The 17,334-nt window shown below is 67.4% G+C and carries 15 protein-coding genes; 10 read left to right on the top strand and 5 right to left on the bottom strand.

Going from position 1 to position 17,334, the window contains the following annotated elements:
• The first annotated feature begins 84 nt into the window (after positions 1–84).
• Positions 85–1,152: a hypothetical protein gene (locus AC3RCC_RS27015; protein WP_492257197.1), complete on the top strand. Its 1,068-nt coding sequence runs from the start codon at positions 85–87 to the stop codon at positions 1,150–1,152.
• A gap of 115 nt (positions 1,153–1,267) precedes the next feature.
• On the opposite strand, the gene AC3RCC_RS27010 is transcribed toward AC3RCC_RS27015, so the two are convergent.
• From AC3RCC_RS27010 to AC3RCC_RS26990, 5 genes are read right to left on the bottom strand one after another with little or no spacing between them, the layout of a single operon-like run.
• The gene (locus AC3RCC_RS27010) at positions 1,268–2,452 is read right to left on the bottom strand and encodes a M23 family metallopeptidase (RefSeq protein WP_492257196.1); all 1,185 of its coding nucleotides are present in this window, start codon (positions 2,450–2,452) and stop codon (positions 1,268–1,270) included.
• A 50-nt stretch (positions 2,453–2,502) separates the two neighbouring features.
• Complete coding sequence (locus AC3RCC_RS27005) at positions 2,503–4,131, bottom strand: GMC oxidoreductase (protein WP_492257195.1); 1,629 nt, start codon at positions 4,129–4,131, stop codon at positions 2,503–2,505.
• Complete coding sequence (locus AC3RCC_RS27000) at positions 4,118–4,486, bottom strand: hypothetical protein (RefSeq protein WP_291646053.1); 369 nt, start codon at positions 4,484–4,486, stop codon at positions 4,118–4,120. The genes AC3RCC_RS27005 and AC3RCC_RS27000 overlap by 14 nt, the downstream gene beginning before the upstream one ends.
• Positions 4,483–5,946: a sugar porter family MFS transporter gene (locus AC3RCC_RS26995; RefSeq protein WP_492257194.1), complete on the bottom strand. Its 1,464-nt coding sequence runs from the start codon at positions 5,944–5,946 to the stop codon at positions 4,483–4,485. Before AC3RCC_RS26995 ends, AC3RCC_RS27000 begins: the two co-directional genes overlap by 4 nt.
• On the bottom strand, positions 5,891–7,228 hold the full coding sequence (locus AC3RCC_RS26990; protein ID WP_492257193.1) for a DegT/DnrJ/EryC1/StrS family aminotransferase: 1,338 nt from the start codon (positions 7,226–7,228) through the stop codon (positions 5,891–5,893). The genes AC3RCC_RS26995 and AC3RCC_RS26990 overlap by 56 nt, the downstream gene beginning before the upstream one ends.
• A 135-nt stretch (positions 7,229–7,363) precedes the next feature.
• Here AC3RCC_RS26990 and AC3RCC_RS26985 point away from each other — a divergent pair, with 135 nt between their 5' ends.
• The 9 genes from AC3RCC_RS26985 to AC3RCC_RS26945 all read left to right on the top strand — a co-directional run bounded on the left by AC3RCC_RS26985 (position 7,364) and on the right by AC3RCC_RS26945 (position 17,090).
• Complete coding sequence (locus tag AC3RCC_RS26985; protein ID WP_492258843.1) at positions 7,364–8,713, top strand: sugar porter family MFS transporter; 1,350 nt, start codon at positions 7,364–7,366, stop codon at positions 8,711–8,713.
• 125 nt (positions 8,714–8,838) lie between these two features.
• Positions 8,839–9,747 (top strand): LysR family transcriptional regulator, encoded by a 909-nt coding sequence (locus AC3RCC_RS26980; RefSeq protein ID WP_291639702.1) that lies wholly within the window; start codon positions 8,839–8,841, stop codon positions 9,745–9,747.
• 190 nt (positions 9,748–9,937) lie between these two features.
• The gene (locus AC3RCC_RS26975; protein WP_492257192.1) at positions 9,938–11,134 is read left to right on the top strand and encodes a M24 family metallopeptidase; all 1,197 of its coding nucleotides are present in this window, start codon (positions 9,938–9,940) and stop codon (positions 11,132–11,134) included.
• Between the two features lie 46 nt (positions 11,135–11,180).
• Positions 11,181–12,221 (top strand): TRAP transporter substrate-binding protein, encoded by a 1,041-nt coding sequence (locus tag AC3RCC_RS26970; RefSeq protein WP_291639700.1) that lies wholly within the window; start codon positions 11,181–11,183, stop codon positions 12,219–12,221.
• A gap of 66 nt (positions 12,222–12,287) precedes the next feature.
• The gene (locus AC3RCC_RS26965; RefSeq protein WP_492257191.1) at positions 12,288–12,908 is read left to right on the top strand and encodes a TRAP transporter small permease subunit; all 621 of its coding nucleotides are present in this window, start codon (positions 12,288–12,290) and stop codon (positions 12,906–12,908) included.
• The gene (locus AC3RCC_RS26960; protein WP_291639696.1) at positions 12,905–14,188 is read left to right on the top strand and encodes a TRAP transporter large permease; all 1,284 of its coding nucleotides are present in this window, start codon (positions 12,905–12,907) and stop codon (positions 14,186–14,188) included. Before AC3RCC_RS26965 ends, AC3RCC_RS26960 begins: the two co-directional genes overlap by 4 nt.
• A 40-nt stretch (positions 14,189–14,228) precedes the next feature.
• Complete coding sequence (locus tag AC3RCC_RS26955) at positions 14,229–14,915, top strand: DUF2848 domain-containing protein (RefSeq protein WP_291639694.1); 687 nt, start codon at positions 14,229–14,231, stop codon at positions 14,913–14,915.
• Positions 14,916–14,919: 4 nt separating this feature from the next.
• The gene (locus tag AC3RCC_RS26950) at positions 14,920–16,275 is read left to right on the top strand and encodes an amidase (RefSeq protein WP_492257190.1); all 1,356 of its coding nucleotides are present in this window, start codon (positions 14,920–14,922) and stop codon (positions 16,273–16,275) included.
• A gap of 23 nt (positions 16,276–16,298) precedes the next feature.
• On the top strand, positions 16,299–17,090 hold the full coding sequence (locus tag AC3RCC_RS26945) for a putative hydro-lyase (RefSeq protein ID WP_291639691.1): 792 nt from the start codon (positions 16,299–16,301) through the stop codon (positions 17,088–17,090).
• Positions 17,091–17,334: the final 244 nt, after the last annotated feature.

The following is a 17,334-nucleotide window of genomic DNA, read 5'->3' as shown; positions in this document are numbered from 1 at the left end:
TGGCGAGATCCGCTCAGGCATCGCAGTGCTGGCCGGGGCCGCCACAGCGGTCTTTCAGGAGAGCAATGTCAGGGGGCGGGCGCGGTGAAACAATCGAGACTGGATGGCGTGCCGCTGCCGGCCGACAATGATCGCCAGCCGCCGCTCGCCGAGGCTTCGCTGCACCTCGCGCTGAAGCTGCGGCTGACCTCGGTGGTGCTGGGCTGCTCGACCAGCAAGGAGCTCTGCGCCCGCTTCGCCGCGAGCAACCGGGCGACATTGTTCGTGCCGCAGAACGCCTATAAATGGCTCGGTGGCAAGGCGATGCCGCGCGCCTCCAGCGTCTATGAGGATTGGGCGCGCGTGCTCGGCGGCATGCTGGCCGCGCCATTTCTCGCCTCATCCTCTTTCGACGAGTTTCAGGACGCGCTCAGCGCCCATTTCGCGGTTCCGGAAACCGTGCTCACGGAACTGCGGGCCGAGGCCGGGTTGCCAGCCGCGCCGGTACAGGCCGCCGGCGCGGTGCCCTCGGCCCGGCGAAGCGGGCGGCAGCCCGGCGGGCATTGGCTGGAGGGCGCCTATCTCGCGATCTCGCCGGCCTGGTCACGTGTTCAGGCCGGCCGGCTGATCGTCGGTCAGGTGACGGTTCACGCCGATTCAATGCGGCAACTGCAGATCAATTACAGCGAGAACTTGTTCAACCGCCAGGTTCTGATGAGCGGGCAATTGCTCAGCGATGGCCGCGCCGCACAGAGCGCGCTGACCTGCTCCTACACACATCGGCTGTTCTTTCTGGCCCTGAACGTGCCGACCCCGCCGGCCAATCTCATCGGCGGTGTTCTCAGCGGCGCGGCCGTGCACGATCCCGATGCCCGGGCCACCGCCTCCCGCATCCTTCTGCTGCGGGCGCCGGCGAGCCGGGCCGCGGATCTGGTCGCGCGCACCGGCTACATCGCCGCCGAGGGTGGGCAGGTCGAAAACGAACTGGCGGCACTTGGCTATCGTGACGAAGCCGAAAGGGCGGTGCTCGGGAGCGGCATCGTCGACTTTCTCGGCAGTTCCTCTTCCGCCAGCCTCTGCGAGGCGAGCCACAAGGACCTCGGGCCCCTCGAGCTGATGCTCGACAGGCTCGCTCCGGACGAGGCTCTGCAGACGCTGCCGTCCTGGCATTGAGGGGCGCGCGGGATGCGCCGGGTTGCCCGGCCGTCCTTGCCTTTCAGGCGATGCCGGTTGCCGATGCGATAGGTCGCAGGCAAGGCGGGCGGCCGACAAAAGTGCCGGCGCTGCCTCACTGTCCCCATTCGACGACGCTGAGGTCGAGCGGCAGCGCGTTCCGGATCGCGAGCGGCGGGACGAGCGGTGTCAGGCTGACCGGCGAACCCGTCTCGGCGGCCCGGTCGAAATCGGCGGTGCCGGCGCGATCGATCGCCTTCACCGTGAAGGCGTCGAAGACATAGGGCAGGCCGTCGGCGAGCAGCGGAGACGGTCCGTCCATGACATGCAGGTGCAGATGCGGCTCCGAGCTGTTGCCGGTGTTGCCGACCTCGCCGATCACATTGCCGCGCTTGACCTTGTCGCCGGTTCTGACCCGGACGCTGCCCGGCTTCATATGGGCGTAGAGCACGAAGGCGCCGCCGCCGATGTCGAGCACGGCGAAATTCCCGTCGGCCTCGCTGATCGGCAGCCCGTCGGGCAGCGCTCCGGGAACCTGGTCGGGAAGATCGTTTCGCGTATCGACGATGGTGCCGTCGGCCACCGCCAGAATGGGCTCACCATAGATGTGATAATTACCGACCTGCTTCCGGTCGCCTTTGACCAGGCGGCCGTCGGCGCCGAGCTTCTCCCAGTCGATGGCGAAGCGCTGCGCCAGGCGAAAGCCGCCATTGAGCGGCAGCAGGGCGCGAACATGCCGTGTCGAGTCGCAGCAGCCATCCCCGGCGATATAGCCGTCGCCGCGCAGCGGCGGTCCGAGGACTGGCGGTGCCGAACTGGCCAGGGCGACCGGGCCGAACTGCATCGTGGCATCGGCCTTGAACTGGTCGAACCATGCCTCGACCTCGTGCCGCAGGCGCTGTGGAACAGTGCGTCCGACCGGCAGCGCGACATGTAGGAAGCCGATGCCGTATTGGTAGCCGCCGAGCTCCGCCGACTCGTTGCCCCGCCGGCCCGCCGGCGAGAAACGCTGCGCGATCTCCGCGCCGTCGAGGACCGCGAGCGGCTCCTTGTCGTCATCGCCGAAAATGCCGATCCGCTTCAGCTGCACCCGCTCGGCCGTCACATTCGAGAGCTGCAACTCGTAGACCAGGTGCTGGAGACCATCCGAGCCGAGCACGGGCTTCGGCGGGAACAGGACCTCGCCGACCAGCGCCGTCGGCTTTACGGCGGCAGGGGCTGCCGGTGTCTCGGCGCGTGGTGCGTGCCCCAGCGGCGAGCCGAGCGCGAAGCCAACGGCCAGGGCGAGCAGCGTTTTCATCAACCCGCTCATCGCACGCCCCCGTTCTGAATTGCCACGTCGCCGCGCCGTCAGGCCGCAACCGCCTGCTGCCGCACGGTCTCGACGAGATGACCGCCGAGCCGGTCGGCCAGCGCCATGATGGTTAGGGTCAGATGCTTGTCGGGCAGCTCGGGAATGACGCCGCCATCGCAGACATAGAGATTGTCGAACTCGTGGCATTTCAGGTCGGCATCGACGACGCCCTGGCGGGGGTCCTGCGAGATGGCGGTGGTGCCGGCATAGTGGATGCCGGTGCCGCTGTTGTCGCGGCTGGCATAGATGATCGTGGCGGAAGCCCGCCGGAGCACGCGCCGGCCCCAGACCGTCATCGCGTCCATCATCTGGTGGCTCGTGGCGGGAATCGTGAAATCGACCTCGACCTGCCGGACGCCATAGGCATCGAAGCTCCGGCCGGGGCGCACCCGGTTCCCCGGCGTCGCCTCGCCCTGGCAGAACAGGCCGAGCGTGACATAGCTGTGGAACATCATCCGGGCGAACCGCTCCTTCAGGAAGGGCGGGAAGTGGCGCATGCCGGTCAGGTAATGCGGCACGTCGGGCGCGCTGTGGATGGCGTGGCCGATGAAGGGGAAGGGCGCGCCATCGGACAGCCTGCCCTGCGACAAGAGGATCAGCAGGTCGCCATAGCCGAGATCGTAGTCGCGCCGCTTGCCCCAGAGCTTCAGCAGCGAGGTCGAGAGCACGACCTTGGGATTGTCCTGCAGGCCCGCCCCGACCCGCTCATGCCGGTTGCCGAGGCCGGAGGGATCCGCCTCGTCGGCTGAGTTGAACAGGATGCGCGGCGTCTCGAGCGCTCCGGCAGCCAGCACGACGATGCCGGCGCGCAAACGTCTCCGGTCTCCGGTCGCGAGATCGATATACTCGACCCCCGCGATCCGCCGGCTGTCGCCGTCGCGAAGCAGGCGGACCACCTTCGCCTGCGTCCGCAATTCGTAATTCGGCAGATCGGCGATCTGCGGCAGCAGCCGTGTCGAGAATTTGTAGACCGCACCGACCGGGCAGCCCGAGGTGCACATCCCCGTCGAGATGCAGGATGTCGGTGTTCCCGCCTTGGTGTTGATCGCCTTGCGGTTCGGGATCGCGTGCGAGTGCCCGTCCTTCAGCGAATTCACGGCGTCGACGATCAACCGGTCGGCTGGGCGCAGCGGCTTCGGCGGCAGATAATCGCCGTCCGGCAGGTTCGGCAGCCCCTCTTTCGTGCCGCAGACGGCGATCAGGCGCTCGACCGCGCCGTAATGCGGTGCCAGATCGGCATAGGAGAACGGCCAGGATCTGAAATCCTCCGCCGAGAAGCGGACGCTGACGCCGTTCCAGAGGTTCTGCAATCCGTTGACGGCGAGCACTTGGAAATGGCGGAAACCGTCCTTGGGGCGCGCCGTCGAGCCGACCTTGCCATCGGCGAAGAGCGGATGGACGAACAGGCTGTCATGCGGATCGCTGGGCCAGGTCGTGCTCGGGTCAATGCCGAAATCCCGGGTCACGCCGGGCGGTATCGTCGTCCGGAAATGGTCTTCCGGCAGCATCGCGCCATGTTCTAGCGAGATGGTGCGCAGGCCTGATCTGGCGAGTTTGTGGGCGAGAATGCCGCCGCCGGCCCCGGTGCCGACAACCACGACATCGCAGAATTCAGCCTCGGTCACGCATGCCTCCCACGGGCCATTCCCCGACTGAGCGCAAGAAATCCGGCGAGGCGAAGCGGATATATTCGAGGAAGCCGAGCAGCGCGGTCCGCTCGGGGCCGAGATCGGCGCGGCGCAGTCGGCCCGTATGGGCGAAGTCGGCGCGCAGTTCGACGATGGTCAGTGCTGCGCTGATCTGCCGGTTGGCCCGGCCGATCCGCGCGATATCGCTCAGGAGTGGCCGCAGCACCGTGCGATAGGGGCTGAGTTCGATCAGCGCCGCGACAAGTCGCTCGCAGTCCTGTGGAATGGCCGTGGCGCCGGCGGACGGAGCTCCCGACGGTTCGGCTTCGAGAATGGGTTGCATCTGGGTCATGCCGTCGCGACCCGGACCGGCGCGGCGTCGAGCGTCCGGAACGGCTGCCCCGATTCCAGATGCCGCTCGATCTCCTCGAGCGAGACACCGCTGGTTTCAGGCACGAGCAGATAGGTGAAGACCAGCCCTGCGGCGCAGACCAGCGCATAGACCGCGAAGACGCCGCCGAGCCCGATGCTGCTGACCAATATCGGGAAGGAGAACACGACCAGGAAGTTGAAGCCCCAATTGGCGAGTGAGGTCACGCTCATGCCGAGGCTGCGCACCTTGAGCGGGAAGATCTCTGACATCATCACCCAGGGCAGGGGGCCGATGCTGGCGGCGAAGGCGGCGATATAGAGCACCATCCCGATGGTCGCGAGGATATCCAGCGATTCCGAGGCGGTGGCCGCAGCGAGCGCGATCATGCCGAGGCTGAGGGCGGTTCCGGCGAAGCCGATGAAGAGCAGGCGCCGCCGGCCGATCCGGTCGATCAGATACATGCCGACGAAGGTCATCCCGACATTGACCACGCCGATGCCGACGGTCGCCAGGATCTGGGTCGAGGTCGAGTTGAAGCCGGCCTCCTTGAACACCGTCGGCGCGTAGTAGATCACGGCGTTGATGCCGCTGAGCTGCTGCAGGAAGAACAGCCCCATGCCGACCACCAGCGCCGGCCGTACCGTCGGGCTGAGCAGGTCGCCCCAGGTGCCGGGCCGGGTCCGTTGCTGCGCCGCCTGGCGTATGCTCGCGAGCTCCGCATCGACCGCCGGATCATGCGGCGCGAGCTCGCGAATCCGCGCGATTGCCAGGCGCGCCTCCTCGGTGCGGCCCTGCAAGGCGAGCCAGCGCGGCGTATCGCCCATGCGATACATCCCGACGAGCAAGGCGAGGGCCGGCAATACGCCCATCACGAACATCAGCCGCCAGGACTCGGAAAACGCGAAGCCGACGAGATAGGCGCCGAGAATGCCGAGCGTGATCGCCAGCTGATAGATCGAGACCAGCATGCCGCGCTTCTCGGCAGGCGCGCTTTCGGAAATGTAGAGCGGCGCCACCATCGCGGCGATGCCGACAGCAAGACCCAGCAGCAGGCGCGAGGCCGTCAGGATCCAGACCGCACCGGCTGCGGCCGAGAGCAGCGCTCCTGCCGCGAAAAGCACGCCGGCGACCAGCAGCAGGGCGCGGCGGCCATAGGTTTCGGTGGTCCGGCCCGCCAAAAGCGCCCCACCCAGGGCCCCGAGCGGGACGGCGGCCGTCATCAACCCCTCGTCGAACGGGTTGATGGTGAATTCCCCGCGCAGCAGATGCAGCGCGCCGGCGATGACACCCTCGTCGAAGCCGAACAGGAACCCTGCGATGCCGGCGATAGCGGCTATGAAGTAGATCATCATCTGCGCCTTGCGTGACGTGAGTTGGCGCGCCTCAGCGCAGCAGGCCGTTTGCCACCTTGCGGAAGGCGGTGACGATGTCGCTTTCATCGGCCTCGGTCAGGGTCGAGCCGATAGCGAGCAGGGCGCCGCGCGCCTGGAACTCGTCGCAGCGCGGCAAGGCCCCCATGCCGTAGTTATAATCCTTCGCGAAGGCGTTGGCGGGATGCGTCCAGGGGAAGCCGTCGCGGCTGTTGGAGCGGCGCTGCACCAAGCTCGGAACGTTGAAGTACCAGTGCATGCCCCATTCCTGCATGGTGATGCAGGCGAGGCTGCCCGGCGGCCCGGCGATACCCTCGGCGCGCAGCGCCTCGACGAAGCGCCGCGCCAGGGCGGCATCGGGCAGCAGCATCAGCAGGAACGGCCCGGTATCGCCGGCCGGATCCGGGATATGGCGGAAGTCGAGGCCGGGCAGGTCGGCCAGCTGCGCGCGGATGCGCCATTTCGAGGCCCGCATCGCGCCGGTGATCCGCGGCAGCTTGCGCATCTGTGCCAGCGCCATCGCGCCGGCGAGCTCCGACATGCGCGCGCCCATGCCCCAGAGCTGGCAGTTCTCATCGGAGGAGTCGAGCCGCCCCTTCTCGTTGCGGGGATAGCCGAGATCGTGCAGCGCCACGATGCGCCGGAACAGCGCGTCATCCTCGGCGACGAGCATTCCGCCATCGCCCGAGGTCATGTTCTTGTTCAGCTGGAAGCTGAAGATGCCGATATCGCCGAAGCGTCCCACCGCTCGCCCGCCGACCGAGGCCCCCGCCGCCTGGGCGCAATCCTCGACCAGGCCGAGCCCATGGGCGCGGCAGATCTCGGCGATCTCGGCGATCCGGCCCGGCGCGCCGCTCATATGGACGCACAGCACGGCGCGGCTATGGGGCCCGATCTTGCGCTTGAGATCTTCGGGATCGATGCAGAAGGTCTCATCGATGTCGACCAGGCGGGGAATGGCGCCGGTCCGCACCACCGCCGAGAGGCAGCTCACCCAAAGATAGCCGGGGACGAAGACTTCGTCGCCGGGGCCGACTCCGAGCGCCGACAGCGCGATCGTCAGGGCAGCCGTACCCGACGACACGCCGAGGGCGTTGCGATGCCCGAAGGCCTCGCACCATTCCCGTTCCAGCGTCTCGACCATGTGCTGCGGGTCGGGGCCGTAGAAGCGGAACGGGCTGCGCGCCCGTACGACGCGGTCGACCAGCTCGCGCTCTTCTTCGCCGATCCAGTGCACGCCCGGCAGCTCCCAGGGGAGCGGCTCGCGTCGGACCGGGGCACCGCCGTCGATGGCGAGCCGATTGGCCCGCTCCTGACCAATCCGCGATCCCGTTTCGGCCAGATCGGTCATGCGGTTCTCCTGTCAGAAACTCATCAGCTTCGGGTGGCCTGAGCATTGCGTTCCGCAAATGTTGATCTGGCCGATACAGTTTGTAACATGAATTGGATCGGCAAGGCTGTCATTTATGTTTGGAAAAAATCGGAAATGATTAGAAAATTTTGGACCGATAGGTCTATTGAGCCAATTGTATTGATTTTGACTCTAATTGTATCGGGCGGATTCACGTTCGGATTCGGAATAGCGTCTGTTGCGGGTGTTCTGGATATTATAAAGAGTAAATTTGAACTTTCCGAAAGCGGAGAGCAATTCGTCGTTGGTGTCCTGGTGCTGGGCTGCTTTCTGGGTGCCGCCGGTGCCGGCCCGATCTCGGCAGGCTGGGGCCGGAAGCGGACGATCATGCTGGCGGCCGCGCTCGGCGGGCTCGGCTATACGCTGATCCTGGCCGGGCTCGGACTCGCCGGATTGCTGCTCGGGCGCAGCCTTGCCGGGCTTTGCATCGGCCTGATCTCGATGGTGGTGCCGATGTACGCGGCCGAGACGACGCCGGCGCAGCGGCGCGGCGCCGTGGTCTCGATGTTCCAGCTCGCCATCACGCTCGGCATCCTCGGCGCCTACGGGGCCACGCTCGCCTTTGCCGCGTCCGTGCCCTGGCAGCTCCTGCTCGGCGCCGGTATCCTCCCCCTGGGCCTCGTTCTGCTGGCGATCCTGGCCCTGCCGGAAAGTCCGCGCTGGCTGGCGGCGCGCGGCGATCCGGCTGCGGTGCAGCGGGCGACGCATACGCTCGGCCTCTCCGATGAGTGGCAGGAGATGCCGGTCGCCACTGCCGGGGCCGGCGGCGGTGCCCCGTTCCGGCGCGGCAGCACCGCTGCGGTGCTCGTGCTCTGCAGCACCCTCTTCGTGCTGCAGAATCTGAGCGGCATCGACGGCATCCTCTATTATGCGCCTCGCATTTTCCAGGAGCTCGGCTTCTCGGCCGGAACCGCTGCCCTGGCCGCGACCTTCGGCCTTGGCCTGGTCAACGTGCTGGCGACGATCGCCGCCATCGCCATGGTCGACAGATTGGGCCGCCGGCCGCTGCTGATCTTCGGCTCGGCCGCGATGTCGATCGGACTCGCCGCGGTCATCGTCGCCTCCCAGCTCGGCTGGCCCTGGATCGGCCTGGCCGGACTCGCCGTCTTCATCGCGGCCTTCGCCCTCAGCCTCGGCCCGCTGCCCTATGTGTTGATGTCGGAGCTGTTCCCGACGGCGATCCGCGAAGCCGGCATCGCCATGGCCTCGGCGACGAGCTGGCTGTTCAACGCGCTGATCGCCTTCACCTTCCTGTCGCTCGTGGCCGCGATCGGCCTCTCGGGGGCGATCGGGCTGTTCCTGGTGGTCTGCCTGCTCTCGCTCGGCTTCTGCCTCGCCTTCACGCCGGAGACGCGCGGGGTCCGGCTCGAGGAGATCGAGGCGGCGGTGCTCGCCGGCCGGCCCCTGCGGCAGATCGGGGGCTGAGGTCGTAGCCTTGCCGGCCCGGACGGCGCCGGCTCCGAAGCCAAGGCTGCAACCGCGGGCTCTTCGGCGCGGAAAAGCCCGGGTTTTCGGTTGGATTGCGGCGGCGCCGCGTCCATCATCGCGGCATGATCGACCTGCGCAATATCGAGACCTTCTTCTGGGCGGCGGCGCTTGGCAGCTTGCGCGCCGCCTCGGAAAAGCTCGGCACCACCCAGCCCGCCGTCTCGCAGCGCATAGCGTCGCTGGAGGCGGCGCTCGGTGTGCGCCTGTTCGAGCGCGATGCGCGCGGGGTGACGTTGACGGCCAAGGGGCATGAACTGCTCACCCATGCCGAGCGGATGATGCAGGTCCGGCGCGACATGATGCAGGCCGCACGTGACCAGACCACGATGAGCGGCATGCTGCGCATCGGCGTCGCCGAGACGATCGTCCAGACCTGGCTACCGAAGCTGATCGAGGAGGTGCATGTCGCCTATCCCGCGATCGTGCTCGAGATCGAGGTCGACAGCTCGCATATCCTGCAATCCCATCTAATGGCGCGGCAGATCGACCTCGCCTTCCTGCTCGGGCCCGTGCTCGAGGCGCGGGTGGAGAATTTGCCGCTCTGCACCTATCCGCTCGCCTGGGTGGTGAAATCCTCGGTCGATCTTGGTCCCGGCCCGGTGCCGCTCGCCGAAGTCGCGACCCTGCCGATCATCACCTATGCCTCGAACAGCGCGCCTTATCGGCAGGTGCGCGACATGCTGATGCGCGTCGGCATCTCGACGCCGCGCATGTATGGCAGCGCCTCGCTCTCGATGGTGGTGCGCATGGTGCTCGACGGTATCGGCTCCGCCGTGATCACACCGGTCTTCCTCGGCAAGGAGCTGGAAAGCGGCGAGCTGCGCCTGCTCGACGTCGAGGCCGATCCGCTGCCCGACCTGATCTTCATGGCGAGCTGGATCGACGGTCCCGACAGCTACCCGGCCCGCATCATCGCCCGGATGGCGCAGCAGGTCGCAGCGCGCGACCGCGTTGCGCGCAGTCAGGCATAAATCTGCCTTATACCCCCCTTCCAAACATACAATTGGACAGAAACGGCCCCGATGTCCTGCAATGATGCGGCAAGACGGCTGTAAAGCCGCGGCAGAGGGGAAGTCGTCATGATCCATCGAAAGGCCAGATTGCGGCCGGCGACGCATTATGCGCGGGCCCTGCCTGCGATGCCGGTTTGACATTCATCCAATGATCGTTCCTTCCCCAACGACAGGCGCTGAGCTGTTTGCCGCGCGACGCAACGCGTTATTTGCCCTGGCGCGGCAGCGCACCCTCGGGGCGGTCGTGGTTTTCGGCCATGGCAGCGCTCTCGGGGCGGGAACGGCCTCGCATGGCGCGCTGCGCTTCCTCAGCGGCTGGGATAGCCGCGAGAGCCCATCACTTCTCGTTATAACCCCGGACCGGACGCATCTCCTCGTCGGTAGCCCGTTCATGCTGCCGCTCGCCCGTCAGCTTCGGCGGGATCTCGTCATCCACGATGTCCGCCCCGATGGCTGGGGGGCCGTGCTGGCGACGCTGCTACCGTCGGGCGAGGCTGTGGGCACGATCGGCTTCGCCGAAATGCCGCTGCGTATCCATGACGCGATGGTCGGCGTGCGTCCCGGGCGCGATCCTTCGCTCGATCTGGAGCTTGCGCGCCTGCGGCTGGTCAAGGACGAGGTGCAACTGCGCCGGCACCGGGCCGCCGCCGCGCTCTGCGACGAGCTCTTCGCGGCGCTCAGCAAGGAGCTTTCCAATCGCCGTCCGGCTTGGCAGATCCAGCTCGACCTCGAGACACAGGCGCGCCGCAATGGCGCCGAATACTGCCGCACCTGGCTCACCATCGCGCCGGAAGCGGATTATTGTCGCTACTGGCGCGAGGAGACCGAGCGCATTCCCGAGCCCGGCGACCAGGTTCTGCTCGGGGTCGCGCTGACCCTCGACGGACATTGGGGGCACGGCATCAGGATGGGCAGCATCGGCCCGCAGAAGCCGGAGCACGCCGCTCTCGCGGCGCAGGTCGAGGCGATGCTCGTCGCCGGGATGGCGGCGCTGCGCCCCGGCCTGCCGCTGGCCGGTGTCGAGGCCGCCATGGAAGCGCGCCTGCGCGACGGCACTCTGCTGGCGGCCCATCCGGACATGGTCCGCTTCCGCGGCGGCCACGGTCTCGGCTTCTCCTATGAGGAACCGCTCCTGACCGAGGCCTTCCGCCAGCATTTCGACCGCGCGGCTCCCCCGGCGACGGATCATGGGATCGAGCTCGCCGGCGGCATGCTGTTCGAACTCCATCCGAACATCTTCCTGCCCGGCCTGGGCGGAGCGGCGCTCGGCGAGATGGTTCTCGTCACGCCCGAAGGGCCCGAATGCCTGCTGCGTTTTCCGCGCGCTTGCGCGGTCTGGCCGTGAATTTCACGCTTCACCCGTCCACCAACCTAAGCAAGGGGAACGACCGATGAAACCAGTCATGATTGCCGCGGCTCTGCTCGCCGCCACGGCCGCCAGCGCCCAGGACCTGCCGAAGACCAATCTCAAGATCGTCGGCGGTCTCAGCAACCTGACCGCCTATCAGGATTATGAGCAGCCCTTCTGGACCAAGACGATCCCCGAAAAGTCCAAGGGCCAGGTGACGGCCGAGATCAAGGGCTTCAACGAGATGGGCCTGAAGGGGCCGGAGCTCCTGCGCCTGATGTCGCAGGGCGTCGTCGAATTCGGCACCGCGACGCTGTCCTATTTCGCCAGCGATAACCCGATCAACGAGGCGATCGACCTCGCCGGTCTCGCTCCCGACGTGAAGACCGCCCGCGCCATCACCAAGGCCTTCGAGCCCGCCTATGCCAAGTTCTATGGCGAGGGCTCCAAGGTCCGCCTGCTCGGCATCTCGCCCTATCCGGCGCAGGTGCTGTTCTGCAACGCCGATATGAAGGGTCTCGCCGACCTCAAGGGCAAGAAGGTCCGCACTTCCAGCCGTACCCAGGCCGAGTTCGTCGAGGCCTTCGGCGGCTCCAGCGTCACCATGGCCTTCGGCGAGGTCGTCCCGGCCCTGCAGAACAAGGTCGTGGATTGCGCCATCACCGGCTCGCTCTCCGGCTACTCGGCCAAGTGGTACGAGGTCGCCACGCATCTGCTGGCCCTGCCGATCAACTGGAACCAGCAGATCCATGCGGTGAACCAGAAGGCCTGGGAAAAGCTCGACCCCAAGGTCCAGGCTTTCATCACTACCAATATCGACACGCTGGTGAACGACATCTGGGATGCCGCGGCCAAGCAGACCCAGCTCGGCTATGACTGCAACACCGGTGCCGCCGCCTGCACCCTGCCGGTCAAGGGCAAGATGGTGCTGGTCACGCCGAGCGATGCCGACAAGGCGCTGCTCAAGAAGGTCCTTGCGGATCAGGTCCTGCCCAAATGGGCCGCGCGCTGCTCGGCCGACTGCGTGACGAGCTTCAATGCCACCGTCGGCAAGGAACTCGGCCTGACCGCCGCCAAGAAGTAACGCCGATCCGGGGAGGCCGGCGTTCTGCCGGCCTCCATCCGATCAGGTCCAGTGGAACGCAAGATCATGACCCAATCCCCCACAATTGGCCTACTGGCGCGTCTGAGCGGCTATGCCGAGACCATATCGCGCGTTGCGGTATGGTTCGGCGGCGCGCTCACCATCGCCAGCGTTCTCCTGATCTCGGTGGATGTGCTGATCCGCAAATTCCTCGGCTGGACCGTGGGCGGTGCGGACGAGCTCTCGAGCTACGCCTTCGCCATCGCGACCTCCTGGTCCTTCGCCTTCGCGACGCTGCAGCGTGCGAATGTCCGGGTCGACGTTCTCTACCAGTACCTGCCCGTCCGGCTTTCCGCGGTGCTCGACTGGCTTTCGCTGGTCGCGCTCGGCGTCTTCATGGCCGTGCTCACCTTCTACGCCTATGACGTGGTCGGCGCCTCGCTGGCGCAGGGCTCGCGGGCGAACACCCCGCTGGCGACCCCGCTCGCCATTCCGCAGGGGCTCTGGTTCCTGGGCCTCGTCGCGATGTGCGTGGTGCTCGCTCTGATGCTGCTGCGCTCCTCGGTCGCGCTCGTTACCGGCGACATCGCCACGGTCAAGGCCATAGGCGGAGTGCGTTCAGCCCAGGAGGAAGCCGACGAAGAGGCGGCTGCCGGCGAGCGCATGGTCAAGGGGGACGCGGCATGATCTCGATCACCCTCATCCTGCTGCTCGTCCTGATCGGCCTTTCCATTCCGGTCGGTGCGGCGCTCGGTCTGCTCGGCCTGATCCTCGATCCCGCCTTCTCGATGCTGCCGCTGACGCGCGGTATCGGCGAGATCGCCTGGAGCACCAACAACGAGTTCCTGCTCGTCGCGATCCCGCTCTTCATCCTCCTCGGCGAGGTGCTGTTGCGCGCCGGTTTCGCCGAGCGCATGTACGGCGCCATGAGCCTCTGGCTCTCCTGGCTGCCGGGCGGGCTGATGCACGCCAATATCGGCGCCTCGGCTCTGTTCGCGGCCACCTCCGGTTCGAGCGTCGCGACCGCCGCGACGGTCGGCACGGTGGCGCTGCCGCAGATCAAGCGCTACGGCTACAACGAGCCGCTCTTCCTCGGCAGCCTGGCCGCGGGCGGTACGCTCGGTATCCTGATCCCGCCTTCGATCAACCTCGTCATCTATGGCGTGCTGACCAACTCTTCGGTGCCCAAGCTCTATCTCGCGGGCATCATCCCGGGCCTGCTCCTGGCCGGGCTGTTCATGCTGACCGTGGTCATAGGTTGCGTGGCGAAGCCGGAATGGGGCGGGCGCCGGATCACCGCGACCTGGGGCGAGCGCTTCGCCAGCCTCGTCCATCTCGCGCCGCCGCTCGGCATCTTCTTCCTTGTCGTCGGCTCGATCTATGCCGGGCTTGCCACGCCGACCGAGGCTGCGGCGCTCGGCGTGCTCGGAGCGCTCATCCTCGCGGCCTGGTCGCGGCGCCTGACGCTCACCATGCTGCGCGACGCGGTCGAGGGCACGATGAAGGCGAGTGCGATGATCATGCTGATCATCGTCGCGGCGGCCTTCCTCAATTTCGTGATGTCGGCGACCGGAATCACCGATGCCATCACCAGCTCGATCTCCGGGCTCGGCTTCTCGCCGGTGCAGATGCTTGTCGTGATCGTGGTCTTCTACCTGATCCTGGGCTGCTTCATGGAGACGCTCTCCATGATGATCACGACGATCCCGATCGTCGCACCGATCATGATCGCGCTCGGCTACGATCCGATCTGGCTCGGCATCCTGATCATCGTGCTGGTCGAGGCCGCGCTGATCACGCCTCCGGTCGGGCTGAACCTGTTCGTCGTGCAGAGCCTGCGCAAGAGCGGCTCGATGGGCGCGGTCATCGTCGGCAGCCTGCCCTTCGTCGCTGCCATGGCGGTGCTGATGATCCTGCTGGCGGTCTTCCCCGACCTCGCCCTCTTCCTGCCCCGCGTCTTCGGCTAGGCGCGGACATTTTCCCCCGAGAACCATTCCACAGGTCATCATGGAACTGAATTTCGCTATCGAAACCGGCGGTGCCTCGCAGCCGCTGACGGTCAATCTGACCGAGCTCGTGGTCGCCGGCTGGGCGGGACGCGACCAGGCCGCCATCGAGCATCATATCGAGGAGCTCGCCGCCATCGGCGTGCCGCGACCGAGCTCCGTGCCGCTCTACTACCGCGTCGCCGAAAACCTGATGACGCAGGCCGACCGTATCCAGGTCGTCGCGACCGAGAGCTCCGGCGAGGTCGAGACCTTCGTCTTCAGCACCGGCGGCGAGATGTATGTCAGCCTCGCTTCTGACCATACCGACCGCAAGCTCGAGACGATCGGCGTCGCGCTTTCCAAGCAGATCTGCGCCAAGCCGATCGCCCGCAATGCCTGGCGCTTCGCCGATGTCGCCGGGCATTGGGACGAGATGATCATCCGCGCCTTCATCGAGGAAGGCGGGGCACGCGTTCTCTATCAGGAAGGTCCGCTCGCGGCGCTGCGTCCGCCGCTGGAGCTGATCGCCGGCTTCACCGGCGGTGCCCGGCTGCTGCCTGAAGGCGTCGGCATGATCTGCGGCACCGTCGGCGCGATCGGCGGCATCCGCCCGTCGCCGAGCTTCAGCATGGAACTGTTCGACCCGGTGCTGGGCCGCACCATCCGGCACGCCTACCGCACCGAAATCCTGCCTGAGGTGGCCTGAGCCGATGATCGGGTCCCTGGCCGAGCTGCGTGCCGCCCTCGACGAGGGCCGCACGACTTCCCTCGCCCTCGTCGAGGGTGCCCTATCGCGCGCGAAGGCGCCGGAAGGGGAGGGCGCGCGCGTCTTCACCGCGCTCCATGAGGAGCAGGCGCGCGCTGCCGCCCGCGCCTCGGACGTGCTGCGGCAGGCGGGCTATCGGCGCTCGTCCATCGAAGGGCTGCCGGTCTCGGTCAAGGACCTGTTCGACATCAAGGGCGAGACGACGCGCGCCGGCAGCGTCGCCCTCGACGGCGCCGCGCCGGCGCAGCAGGACGCGCCGGCGGTGCAGCGTCTCGTCGCCGCCGGGGCGATCCTCATCGGCCGCACCAACATGACCGAGTTCGCCTTCTCCGGCCTCGGTCTCAACCCGCATTACGGCACGCCGCTCAACCCGTTCGACCGTGCGACCGGTCGCATCCCTGGCGGCTCCTCGTCGGGCGCCGCCGTCTCGGTGACGGATGGCATGGCGGCCGCCGCGCTCGGCACCGATACCGGCGGCTCGGTCCGCATCCCCGCCGCCTTCTGCGGCCTGACCGGCTTCAAGCCGACGGCGCGCCGGGTGTCGCGCCAGGGCGCCGTGCCGCTTTCCACCAGCCTCGACTCGGTCGGGCCGATCGCGCCCACCGTGGCCTGCTGCGCCATGCTCGACGCGATCCTGTCGGGCAGTGGCGCGGACGTCCCCGCATCGGCGAGCCTGGAGGGCCTGCGTCTCGCCGTGCCGACGACGCTGGCGCTCGACGCCATGGACGCGACCGTCGCGGCCGCCTTCAAGGCCGCGCTCGCCAGGCTTTCGCAGGCGGGTGTCCGGATCAGCGAGATCGCGGTTCCCGAGTTCGCCGCGCTCGCCGGCATCAACGCCCGAGGCGGCTTCACCGCCGCCGAGGCCTGGCACTGGCATCGCGAATTGATCGAACGCGAAGGGGATCGCTACGACCCGCGCGTTTCCGTTCGCATCCGGCGCGGCAAGGAGCTTTCGGCAGCCGATTATATCGACCTGCTCGAGGCGCGCGCCGCCTGGATTGCCGCGGTCGAGGCCCGGATCGCGTCCTTCGACGCGCTGATCATGCCGACCGTGCCGGTGATCGCGCCGAAGCTCGCCGAGCTCGAGGCCGATGATGCCCACTTCACCACGACCAACCTGCTCGTGCTGCGCAATGCGACCCTGATCAACTTCCTCGACGGCTGCGCCCTCTCGCTGCCCTGCCATCGTCGGGGCGAGGCGCCCGTCGGGCTGATGCTCGCGGCCGCGGGCGGCCAGGACCAGCGGGTCCTCGCCATTGGACAGGCCGTCGAACAGGCGCTCGCCGCGGCGCGCACCTGAGCGTTTTCCCAAGGACTTTTCAGATGACCCAATCCGTTGTTTCCGCTTCCTTGCAGGCTAGGCTGGCGGCGCGCTCGGGCGCCTTCACCGGCCCGACGGCCAACCTCGCTCCCGGCTGCGTCCAGGCCAATCTCGCCATCCTGCCGCGCGAGCTCGCCTATGATTTCCTGCTGTTCTGCCAGCGCAACCCGAAGCCCTGTCCGCTGGTCGGCGTCTCCGAAGTCGGCGACCCCTTCCTGCCGGTGCTCGGGCACGACCTCGACATCCGCAGCGACCTGTCGCGCTACCGCGTCTGGAAGAAGGGCGAGCTCGTCGACGAGCCCGCCGATATCCGCGACATCTGGCGCGATGATCTCGTCTCCTTCCTGATCGGCTGCTCCTTCTCCTTCGAGGAGGCGATGCTGGCGGCGGGCCTGCCGGTCCGGCATATCGAGCAGGGCAGCAATGTCCCGATGTACCGCACCTCGATCCCGACCAATCCGGCGGGGCGCTTCTCCGGGCCGCTGGTCGTCTCGATGCGGCCGCTGAAGCCGGCCGATGCGATCCGAGCGGTCCAGATCACCTCGCGCTTCCCCTCGGTCCACGGTGCGCCGGTCCATCTCGGCGATCCCGCCCAGATTGGCATCGCCGACATCGCCAAGCCCGATTACGGCGACGCGGTCGAGATCCGGCCGGGCGAGATCCCGGTCTTCTGGGCTTGCGGCGTCACTCCCCAGGCGGTGATCGCCAGCATCCGCCCGGATTTCTGCATCACCCATGCGCCGGGCCATATGCTGGTCACCGACGTGCCGAACGGCTCGCTCGCCATCGGCTGAGGCCGAGCACACCTGGAGTAGGGCGGGGGCGCCTTGCACCTCGCCCAAGAATCTGCCGCCTGGCGAAGCAGGGCGCCGTTTGCATTGGCCAGGTTCCGCCGGCGGCAGTAGGCCGCGCTGCCGTACGAAGTGTCGATCGGCAGGGCCCCGGTCCCCGACCCTCATACGGCGATGCGGGCCGATCGCCTTGCTTGCATCCCGACCTGCCGGGACGCGCTTTGCCGATTGACAAGGTGTGCAATTT

The sequence above is a fragment of the Allobosea sp. GW823-FHT01F03 genome (genome assembly GCF_058798075.1).
Note: the sequence above shows the minus strand (reverse complement) of the source record. Positions and strands in the feature narration are given on the sequence as shown.

Coding starts and splice junctions, on each gene's coding strand:
- AC3RCC_RS27010 (WP_492257196.1), bottom strand. CDS start 2,452: ATGAAAACGCTGCTCGCCCTGGCCGTTGGCTTCGCGCTCGGCTCGCCG.
- AC3RCC_RS27000 (WP_291646053.1), bottom strand. CDS start 4,486: ATGACCCAGATGCAACCCATTCTCGAAGCCGAACCGTCGGGAGCTCCG.
- AC3RCC_RS26995 (WP_492257194.1), bottom strand. CDS start 5,946: ATGAAAGCGACATCGTCACCGCCTTCCGCAAGGTGGCAAACGGCCTGC.
- AC3RCC_RS26990 (WP_492257193.1), bottom strand. CDS start 7,228: ATGACCGATCTGGCCGAAACGGGATCGCGGATTGGTCAGGAGCGGGCC.
- AC3RCC_RS26985 (WP_492258843.1), top strand. CDS start 7,364: ATGATTAGAAAATTTTGGACCGATAGGTCTATTGAGCCAATTGTATTG.
- AC3RCC_RS26980 (WP_291639702.1), top strand. CDS start 8,839: ATGATCGACCTGCGCAATATCGAGACCTTCTTCTGGGCGGCGGCGCTT.
- AC3RCC_RS26975 (WP_492257192.1), top strand. CDS start 9,938: ATGATCGTTCCTTCCCCAACGACAGGCGCTGAGCTGTTTGCCGCGCGA.
- AC3RCC_RS26970 (WP_291639700.1), top strand. CDS start 11,181: ATGAAACCAGTCATGATTGCCGCGGCTCTGCTCGCCGCCACGGCCGCC.
- AC3RCC_RS26965 (WP_492257191.1), top strand. CDS start 12,288: ATGACCCAATCCCCCACAATTGGCCTACTGGCGCGTCTGAGCGGCTAT.
- AC3RCC_RS26960 (WP_291639696.1), top strand. CDS start 12,905: ATGATCTCGATCACCCTCATCCTGCTGCTCGTCCTGATCGGCCTTTCC.
- AC3RCC_RS26955 (WP_291639694.1), top strand. CDS start 14,229: ATGGAACTGAATTTCGCTATCGAAACCGGCGGTGCCTCGCAGCCGCTG.
- AC3RCC_RS26950 (WP_492257190.1), top strand. CDS start 14,920: ATGATCGGGTCCCTGGCCGAGCTGCGTGCCGCCCTCGACGAGGGCCGC.
- AC3RCC_RS26945 (WP_291639691.1), top strand. CDS start 16,299: ATGACCCAATCCGTTGTTTCCGCTTCCTTGCAGGCTAGGCTGGCGGCG.